2 protein-coding genes and 1 pseudogene are annotated in these 3523 nt (G+C 54.7%); all 3 read right to left on the minus strand.

The window, feature by feature from the left end:
* Window positions 1-86: 86 nt before the first annotated feature.
* The 3 genes and pseudogenes from IJN28_06530 to IJN28_06540 all read right to left on the minus strand — a co-directional run bounded on the left by IJN28_06530 (window position 87) and on the right by IJN28_06540 (window position 3459).
* The gene (locus tag IJN28_06530; protein ID MBQ6713423.1) at window positions 87-1064 is read right to left on the minus strand and encodes an SH3 domain-containing protein; all 978 of its coding nucleotides are present in this window, start codon (window positions 1062-1064) and stop codon (window positions 87-89) included.
* 628 nt (window positions 1065-1692) lie between these two features.
* Window positions 1693-2082: pseudogene (locus IJN28_06535) on the minus strand (DUF3794 domain-containing protein).
* 216 nt (window positions 2083-2298) lie between these two features.
* On the minus strand, window positions 2299-3459 hold the full coding sequence (locus tag IJN28_06540) for an MFS transporter (GenBank protein MBQ6713424.1): 1161 nt from the start codon (window positions 3457-3459) through the stop codon (window positions 2299-2301).
* Window positions 3460-3523 lie beyond the last annotated feature (64 nt).

Genomic DNA, 3523 nt, shown 5'->3' on the forward strand with positions numbered 1-3523 from the left:
CGATACGGTTATCATACACCCTGCACCCACGGTTGTCAAACTTCGCCAAAAAAGAAATATCCGCCGCGATTATACGGCGGATACCTTCATCTCGCTCTGCGGAGGTTCCCGTCAACAAGCCAGCCTGCGATCCAGCCTGTCGTCGTCCCGTCGGGCAAGATCACCTTATACCAACCGAAGGCTTGGTCTTTCAACGTGACCTCGGTCCCTTTGTCAAGCTTCGTCACCGACGGATAATTCGTCCCCGGGCCTGTTCTTACGTTGACATTCGTCCCATTCACAATGCCGACAGCACTTTTGACCGTTTCTGTTTCGCCCGTAGAAGGCACGAGCGGTGCAACTTCGGTGACATTGTCCTCGGACGGCGCGTATGTCTGGTATGGCGGATATGATTGGTACTGCCCTGCTTCATACGAAGGCGTACTCGTATACTGCTCATCGAATCCGCTCGCACTTGCGAACGAATCAGACGACATACTTGCCGCAGGCGCGCTGACGACACCCATCGTATCGACAGGCGTCATCGCCATGACGTCCATCTCGCCTGTTGTCGTCACGCGCACCCAGAATTTTAAGACGATCGTCACGTGTACTTTGCGCGGATCGCAACAGTCAAAATCATAGTCTACATACTCGACCGTCACGTCGGAACACGCCTCCATGCCGGGATGTGCGCCCGCGACGTCGATATCGCGCGTGAATCGTACACCACTGCGCTCGAACGCATGTACGGGCTGTTTCGGCAAGTCGGCGACGTACATCACCTTGACATCAAGACAACCGCGCAGGATCACTCTGCCGTAGATGACGTCGATCGTATCGACCGACACATTCTTGACATACACATCGACGACCTGCTCGATATTCGGCTTACGCGAGGGCACGCACATATCGAACTCCACGACCTTCTGACGCATCTCGGCACCAAGTACCTGCTGTACCTCGATCGTTTCCACTTGCGGCACGTAGCACACGCACGGATCGCCAATACTGCCCTGCGCTGTCTGCACCCCACCGACTGTACTCTCATTCGTACAGACCGCCTTCCTCGTCTTTTCCTCCATCACGACCCCCTCCTTTCCCCTTGTTTTGTCAGCCTTTCGGATTCTCGGGCATCGGTGCGGGCGGAACCGTACCGTTTTGCTGCGGTACAGCACTTTGCGTCATCGGAGGCTGCATCTGCTGATTCGGCATCGGAAGGCTCATCTGCACCTCACGGTCGGCAAGCACCTTCGCCGTGATGCGAAGAACGATAGACACATCGAACTCTCTCAAGCACTCCGTCGTACAATCGCACGACGTACAGCTGCAGCTCGTCGGGCTGTCATAGCAGTAATGCGGTTTGTGATGATGATGCGGCGGTCTGGGCGGTTTACACGGTTTAGGTGGTTTCGGCGGTTTGCATGGATGCGGCTTGCCGTAATGCGGATCGCTACAAGACGGCGAAGTACTACAGTACGGCAGATTGTCACAATGATGCGAGTGGCACGGCGTATCATACGTATACGATGTATCAGAGGTATACGGCGGACACGGAGGTTTCGGCGGCGGACACGGTTTTGGCGGTTTCGGACACGGAGCGATCGGCGGCATCGGCATCAGCCCGCAACCATATTCGTCCGACGTACACGAAGTGTCCCCAAAGAGGTCGCTGTCCGTACTGCACGAATCGACCTTGTGCTTCTTCCCTTTGCCGTACTTATGCTTATACGCGCGCGAACATTCATCTACATCATAATCGACGAACTCAACGATAACGCCTGCATCGGCATCCATACCGCGGCGCGCACCGGGGATGTCGATATCCTGCGTCCACTTATAATGCTTCATCTCGATCGCATGCACCGGCTGATCGGGAAGGCACGCAACATAGATCGTCTTTACCTCCAGCTCCCCACGCACAATGACGCGGTCGGTGATAACATCAACACAGCTGACCTCGACATCCTTGACGAACACATCAACGATCTGCTCGACAGCAGGCTTATTATGCGGTACACAAATATGAAGATCGAGAACCTTCTGCTTCTCGCGCTCTCCAATAACCTGACGCACGATCATCGACTGCGGGCCCGTCTGCATCGGCAAACAAGGATCGTAATAATACTTCGCACGCTTCGGCACATCTCCCACGAAAGACCCCTCCTTTTCACTATTCTGTTCATATATATGCCCACGTGAAATCTTATGTGCCAAAAGAAAAAGTCACTACCGTCAAGATAGTGACCTCATCACAGAGATCCTCCTCACCAAAAAGAAAAGCCGCCGCCCGTCATGGCAGCGACCTCATCTCTTTATTCATCCTATCTGCGCTCTCTTGCGCCCCAAGAAACCGAATAGTGCCATAGCACCGAATGCCAGCACCGCGCTGATACCGTACATAACCGCATATCCCGTCACCTCGCTGATAACACCCAGCACCACAGCCCCTGCCGTGATACCTACGTCCATCGCCGAAGAAAAGATCGCCAGCGCACTCGACCGCTCAAAAGGCGCAGTTTCATCAATGATATACGCATTGAGCGCAGGCATGAACGCGCCAAACCCCAGTCCGAACAGAGCCGCACTCACCCACAGCATCGTAAGGCTCGACATCATCGCAAACAGCACCATGCTCGCACCGACCATGCCCAAAAACGGCACGATGACAGCATACCGACCAAACTTGTCCGACAATCTTCCTGCCACCAGACGGCTCACCAGCGTAAACGCCGCATACACGACGAAAAACTGTCCGAACTCGTGGATACCGATATCGACAGCATACACAGGCAAAAACGTCACGATCGCACCGTACGCCGTAGCCGCCGCCGTATATGTCACGAATGCCAGCCATACAGGACGAAGCCGCATCACCTTACCGAGCGACACACCCTGCGCCGCCTTCACACCAATACGCTTCTCATCGACCGCAACGAGCGCAGCCATCGCCACGCAGTCCATCACAGCCGCCAAAGAGAACAGCTCATCGAAACCGCCGAGAATGCTCACCATATACGTCCCCACCGCAGGAAAAATCGCCATCGCGACCACATTCGCCACGCCGAACACACCCATCACCTCACCGCGCCGATTCGGCGGAGGAAGGCTCCCCACATACGCGAACACCGCCGCAAGAAAAATACCGTGCGCGATCCCGTGAAGCACACGAAGCACATACAGCACCGCAAGATCCGTTATCCAAAAATAGCCGAGGAAAAACAGCGCGAACAGCCCCGCCCCCAGCATCATAAACCGCTTCAGACCGTATCGGTCGCCCAGCTTGCCCGAATAAGGACGCACCAACACCGACAGCAGTGTGAATATCCCCACCGCCAAGCCGATCTCTGTCGCCATACCGCCAAGCCCCTCCACGAACAGAGGAAGTACAGGCATGAACAAATAGAACGCACCGAAATAGAAAAAGCTCGCCGCACAGCACCCTATAAAATTGCGCGAAAACAACCGAAACTCAGCCATGATGAATACCTCGCAAATGCTTTTCTTTTATTGTAGCATAGGAATGATGTAGGAAAAAGAGCAA

It is taken from the genome of Selenomonadales bacterium (genome assembly GCA_017442105.1).
Lineage (GTDB): Bacteria > Bacillota > Negativicutes > RGIG982 > RGIG982 > RGIG982.